This window comes from Enterobacter cloacae complex sp. IR5403, from assembly GCF_049238705.1.
Taxonomy (GTDB): domain Bacteria; phylum Pseudomonadota; class Gammaproteobacteria; order Enterobacterales; family Enterobacteriaceae; genus Enterobacter; species Enterobacter hormaechei_C.
This window is the reverse complement of sequence record NZ_JBMKHP010000022.1, coordinates 48,849-54,935: the sequence shown is the minus strand read 5'-3', so window position 1 is coordinate 54,935 and position 6,087 is coordinate 48,849. Positions and strand designations below refer to the sequence as shown.

The 6,087-nt window shown below is 41.9% G+C and carries 4 protein-coding genes; 3 read left to right on the top strand and 1 reads right to left on the bottom strand.

The genetic code is table 11. The features are described from left to right. Positions 1-57: 57 nt before the first annotated feature. Complete coding sequence (locus ACOTW6_RS20685; protein WP_421766292.1) at positions 58-3,012, top strand: ATP-binding protein; 2,955 nt, start codon at positions 58-60, stop codon at positions 3,010-3,012. Further along, positions 3,005-4,894: a response regulator receiver domain gene (locus ACOTW6_RS20680; RefSeq protein ID WP_213789188.1), complete on the top strand. Its 1,890-nt coding sequence runs from the start codon at positions 3,005-3,007 to the stop codon at positions 4,892-4,894. Before ACOTW6_RS20685 ends, ACOTW6_RS20680 begins: the two co-directional genes overlap by 8 nt. A gap of 80 nt (positions 4,895-4,974) precedes the next feature. Here ACOTW6_RS20680 and ACOTW6_RS20675 read toward each other — a convergent pair whose 3' ends face one another. Beyond that, positions 4,975-5,685, bottom strand: coding sequence for a hypothetical protein (locus tag ACOTW6_RS20675; RefSeq protein ID WP_317457823.1), 711 nt, complete (start codon positions 5,683-5,685; stop codon positions 4,975-4,977). Positions 5,686-5,811: 126 nt separating this feature from the next. On the opposite strand from ACOTW6_RS20675, the gene ACOTW6_RS20670 reads away from it, so the two are divergent. Next, positions 5,812-6,024: a helix-turn-helix transcriptional regulator gene (locus tag ACOTW6_RS20670; RefSeq protein WP_155167151.1), complete on the top strand. Its 213-nt coding sequence runs from the start codon at positions 5,812-5,814 to the stop codon at positions 6,022-6,024. The last annotated feature ends 63 nt before the right edge of the window (positions 6,025-6,087 follow it).

Below are 6,087 nucleotides of genomic sequence, written 5' to 3'. Positions count from 1 at the left end.
ACTGATGATCTGTTCGTCGGAAAAACGCTTCTTCATGGGGATGTCCTCATGTGGCTTATGAAGACATTACTAACATCGGGGTGTACTAATCAACGGGGAGCAGGTCATGCCGACTGTCCTACCGCTATTTCTGAACTCTGGAAAAATGCTTATGATGCTTATGCACGAAACGTAAGCCTTCATCTTTTTGATGAACAAGAGCCTGTTGCGGCCGTATTCGATGATGGCCATGGAATGAACTTTGAGGAGTTTGTAAACCGTTGGCTTGTCGTTGGTACCACATCTAAGTATGAGAACAATACGAAGGATGATGAAGATCGTGACGGTTTGCCAAAGCGAACTCGCCAAGGCCAGAAAGGCATCGGGCGTCTGTCATCAGCAAACCTAGGTCCGTTACTTCTCATTGTAACTAAAAGAAAAAATGCTGATTTCGTTGCGGCTCTAATTGACTGGCGAATTTTTGAAAACCCTTACTTGGTACTTTCGGATATAGAGGTGCCAGTCACCGAATTTAAAAATAAAGATCAGTTATTTGTAATCCTTCCGCAATTGTTCAATCGTCTATTGGATAACATCCAAGGTGACAAAGAAGATACTCCCCGTTCTCAAAGACTTAAGCTTGCATGGGAGACTTACGACCGCGTGGTTCAGGAAAATAGTCCCTCCTCACCTAAACCATCAGCGGTTATAGCCAGCACTATAGTCAATGCCCGCTTCGAAGAGCATCATCTGACTCCATGGTCTGTCTGGGAAGGCAGCTCTTCCCATGGTTCAGCGTTGATTGTATCTGATATTAATTATGATCTTCGAGCTCAATTACCTTCAGTTGAACCAGATGGAAATGTTAATAAAATTCGAGAAGCCCTCGTTTCAACTCTCTCTGCGTTCACGGATCCATACGTTGATAATGACGCCATTGAATATAATGCTTTCGCACCTGAATTTTCCTATGAAGTCAGGTTATGGTCAGGTGCTGTCTCTAAACTGATTGTAGAAGACGAGCGTAGATCAATTAATCGTGATGTTCTGGAAGAAGCGGAACACTTGCTTTCAGGAAATATTGATGCTGAAGGCATTTTCAAAGGGCAAATTAAGGCATTTGGTCAATGGCTTTTTCAGGGTTCTGACTACATCATTTATCCCCCAAAAGATTTTAAACTACCATCTGGACCCACCACGCTAGTCGGTCCATTCAGCTTGACTGTTGCGACCTACGAAAGGACTCAGCGAAACACTACATTATCCGAAACTGATTGGGCCAGATTCGAAAAACTAGCTGATGAACACGGTGGTTTTTTACTATTCCGTAATGGTCTCAGGGTCCTCCCGTATGGGCGAACTGATAATGATTTCTTTGAAATTGAAACCCGCCGTAGTATCTCTGCAGGGCGTGAATTCTGGAATGCTCGTAGGATGTTTGGCCGTGTCGCTATATCTCGCGAACAAAATCCTAACCTGAAAGATAAAGCAGGTAGAGAAGGATTTATTGATAACCGAAGCGCAAAAGCGCTGCGTGCATTGGTCATTCATATTCTGAGAACAGCCGCCTACCAGTATTTTGGTCAGGCATCGGAATTACGAAGTCAGGTATTGCCGGATGTACAAGCAAAATATGACAAGGAAAAAGCAGATAAAGAACGACAAGCATTATCCGCAAAAAATACGAGCCGCTTCCGTTCTAACCTCCGGAAGAATTTGCCCTTGTTAAATGAGATATATGCCGAAACGGAAAATATCCTCTCTGAAACACAAATTGAAAATGAACAAGATCTTCTTAATGCTCAGTCATTAATCAATCGGCTCACTGAAAACATGGCCGATTTGCGCCTATCTGGAGCGCCAGCCAAACTTGGTGCTATTGAAGATGACTATCGCGCATATAGAGGCATGTATGTTGAGATAATTGAAAAAATCAAGGGCTTAGAAGAGAAACGAGCAAGCGCAATTGAGCTTATCAAACCAGCTAAGCCCGAAGAAATAGCGCAAAAGCAACTAAACAGCCACGCAAGTCGCCTTCAGGCACGACTTAGAGCTTGGCGTAAAGCCATTGAAACGATCCAGAATACAGAAAGCGAACGTGTTGCGTCTCTGTTTGATGAACGAAATAAAGCATTTCATCAGGATGCCATGCCCTTTGTTGAGAATGTCCGACTTGGCCGTTGTGGTCTAGACTATGCGCTAGCCGAAATGAAAGCAATTTATCAAAGGCTTGATAATGAGAATGAAGATACCTTTCAGTCATACCTTTATGCTCTAGAAATCATGAGCGAAAATATTAATATTGAACTTATCGCGCGACAAGGCACCGCTGAAAATGTGACGTTACGAGAGGATCTAAACAGGCTCAACCAAGTGGCTCAACTTGGCATCACAGTAGAAATTCTGGGGCATGAACTAGCAAGTAATGAGCGGATGATTTACGAAGGCATTCGTCAGATCCAGCAAGCCGGACAAATAGCGGGAACAGAACTCATTGTCGAAGGGTTTGAAGCTTTGAGCCAGCAACTTGAATTCCTTTCTCCGTTAAAAATATCAGGTACTAAGGCTAGACGGTTGATAACAGGTAGGGAGATTGAAGATTATCTGAATAAATTTTTTGGTGCAGTAATACGCAATAGAAAGATCTCTATCCATGCTTCAGAAGAATTTCGACGGTTTGCTCTTTATGAACAACCCTCCCGTATATATCCGGTTTTCGTAAATTTAGTAAATAATAGCGTTTACTGGATGGTTAATTCCCACACGGATGAACCTGAGGTTTTCATGTCGGTGGAGGAAGAGAGAATCATTGTATCTGACAATGGACCAGGCATAAATCCCGTTGACCAAGAACATCTTTTTAAGATGTTCTTTACCCGAAAATCGAGCGGTGGCAGAGGTATTGGACTTTACCTATGTCGCACAAATTTACAGGCTGGCGGGCATTCAATAGAGTATACCACGGAGCGTAAGTTCAGACGTCTCATCGGTGCTAATTTCATCATTGATTTCAAGGGGGCCACTTTTGACTAAAGCAACAACATTTAATGATCTGGTCAATGAGGCTTTTATTCTACCGCTTCGATCTGTTTTGATTGTTGATGACCAGTACCCTACGTGGGAAGAGATTTTCTCTGAAAAAGTCCAAGGCGCATCTAGCGACGGCTCAGAGACAGATGTAGTGACGAAGAAAAACTGGCGTTCCTCCGCAACTGCACAGGAAGTCACGCGCCTCATCAGACAATTTCGAGAACATAAGCCTGGACTAATCATTGATATTCATGATGGTGTGTCAACTAATCATGTGGAAGAAGAAACCAGAAACGAGTCCCCTGAAGAACTTGCCGATCACCTTCATCAATCAGATTTACTCATTCTTGATTATAACCTTGAAGGTCCGGAGGCCGGAACAGGCGGAGATACTGCCAGAAAAATCCTTGCATCTGTTTTAAATAATCAACATTTTAACCTTGTTGTCGTGCACACAAGTGAAGATCTTGATAATGTTATTCATGAATGTTTGCGATCCCTATTGACAACTTGCACATCTCAGCACTGTGAGGAGATAAAGAAACAAATTGATCTTCTAGATAATGAAATTATGGTTCAAGAAGATCGTGGGCTATTTGATCGCAGCGTCATACTTGAAAAGCTGGATATGGCAACTTATATAGCAGCCAGGCATCCTGCTAAAGAGTTGCGAAAAGTACTTGGCGAATTTATGTCCGGTAAAGGTGCCTTTATGCAACTAAATGAATGGGCGAATGAACTGCGATTACAACCAGCACAACGAAAAATATTCTTTTACTGGGCTGTTGAGCAATTTGAAAAAAAATACATCAACGATTTCAGTTCCCATCCTCCACCATTACTTGACTGGAATATTACAGATACCTGCAAATGGTTGCGAACGTCACGAGGTTTTGTGTGCTTTGTGAATAAAGGTGCTGAAAACTTAATGGATGAGTTGGAAGCTGCATTACTGGACTGGAGGCCCACCCCATCCCGGCTTCTTTCTGCAAAATTCCGTAATGAAATAAGCCGTTTCGGCGCAGAAGTCGAAGAAACGTCTCTCAAGCAAAAGCATGCCTATGCAAAATTCTACGAAACGATCCGTAATCCGGGAAGTAATGAACTTCCCGCAGAACATATAGAACTTCTGCGCACATACCGTTTAAAAAATCATGTTGCACGTCAGTCGGAAATGCTCTCCTTCTTAGTAGAAGATACAGTGGCTGATTTCGGCAGAAAAATTTATCAGGCAGATGTAGCTAGCGGATCCACTTTTCATGAACATTACAGAGTTGACCTCAGCAAAGAAGCTGATAAAAAACAGGCAATAAGTGAATATAATCGCTACGTCTGCTGCCTTCCTTCTAGAATCAGTGAAGATGGTAAAAGTGCGCCGGAGCAGTTAGATAGTGGACACATCTTCAAATTAGGTGATACTTGGTGGGTCTGTGCTACTCCTGCATGTGATTTACAACCTGGCCAAAGTATTATAGCCTTCAATAAAGGTGATGATGCTAGTTTGCGACCATTTACCGCTATCAGACTTCACCCTTCCAGCCCAGATAACCTGACCCAAAATCATATTAACAGCGGTTCTTATTGTTACGTCGAATATGGCGAAAATATAATAGGCTTGGGGATACGTTCACCAAAAGATGATGTCAGCAGCCCAGCCATCCAAAAAGTTGATTGGCGTGCATTTGTTGCAGAACAAGGCGGAATGATTGAAAACAGGACATTATCACTCCTTGAAATACAATTAGAGTTTAAAGACAACACTATTAAAAGCGTTCCCCAAAAGGCAGAAGTAGTAGCGAAACTCCGATATGAATATGCTTTGAATTATATCCAGAGAGTAGGCGCGAGTGTTAGCAGAATTGGACTTGGATATGTTGCGCTATAATTACTAACTATTTACCTTAGACCTAACCTGACAGTTACAGTTTGTTAACACATGTAACTGTCAGGCTTGTAAAAAAATAATCAAGACACGTCTAACCGCCTTGCCAGGACTTCAGAAAATGCATATTTCAAATAGCCATCTTTCTTGATCCATTCTTTTATTGTTCGTTCCAAATTACTAGGATTCAAATTGCAAGACTTATCCTTACTTTCATTATCAAGAAACTGCTCTAACTCTCGTTGAATACCTGAAATTGCTTTCGTTGTTGAGCTCCATTTATTCAAAGGCATTTTTGAATGTAAAAGTCGGATTATTTCAACTTTAATAGGAACGTATTTTTCATTGATACTCTCCTTGGCGTTATCAAGACGATCCTTTTCTTTTTTTCCTTTAAGTTCTGCCCACTCCTTATGTTCTCGACTCCCATGCCATTTTCCATAAAAATACATGGCATCTTGAATATACTTACATCCATCGTTTATACGCTCTCTGGCTGACACGAGAAGGGCCAGATGGTAATAACATAACGATATATATAGATACTTATCAAACCTTCCCTGCAAAACTGCATCAACCCAAACAGATGCAGCCTCACTTTTCAACAACTGTGTACTTTCAGCCAGAAAATATTCAAGCCCATCATATTCCTTTTCTCTCTCTTCACAAAACCTTTGAACATCCTCTTGATATTTGTTAGTCGATATTTCCCCTTCTTGTTTTAATTCATCAAGCTTGAGTTCATAAGAGTCTTTCAACTCGTTAAAAAGGGCACTAACATCATTTCCTTTCAAAATCCCCTCCAGAATGTCAATACGTGAGCTAATGTTCTTTTATACTTGACCTCACGTCTCCCAAACAATTTTTTCTACCATTAGTCTCTGTCCTGTTCAAACCAACCCAAACAGAGGCAAAGCAAAATGACCATATCAACAGTGAAAGTACTACGTTTACCTGACGTTGTCAGCAAACTGGGTATCGCCAGATCGACCATCTACGACTGGCTGAATGACAAATCGCCACGTCATGATCCAGCATTCCCCAAACCCTATCCTCTCGGTAAACAGTCCGTTGGCTGGCTCGAATCCGAATTAGACGATTGGGTATTGCAGCGCAAACAGCCATTGCTCTGATCTCCTCTCTCCTCTACAGGCGACTGTCGAAAGAGCATTCTGAAACACCACATTAAAAAACAT

Coding starts and splice junctions, on each gene's coding strand:
- ACOTW6_RS20670 (WP_155167151.1), top strand. CDS start 5,812: ATGACCATATCAACAGTGAAAGTACTACGTTTACCTGACGTTGTCAGC.
- ACOTW6_RS20685 (WP_421766292.1), top strand. CDS start 58: ATGAAGACATTACTAACATCGGGGTGTACTAATCAACGGGGAGCAGGT.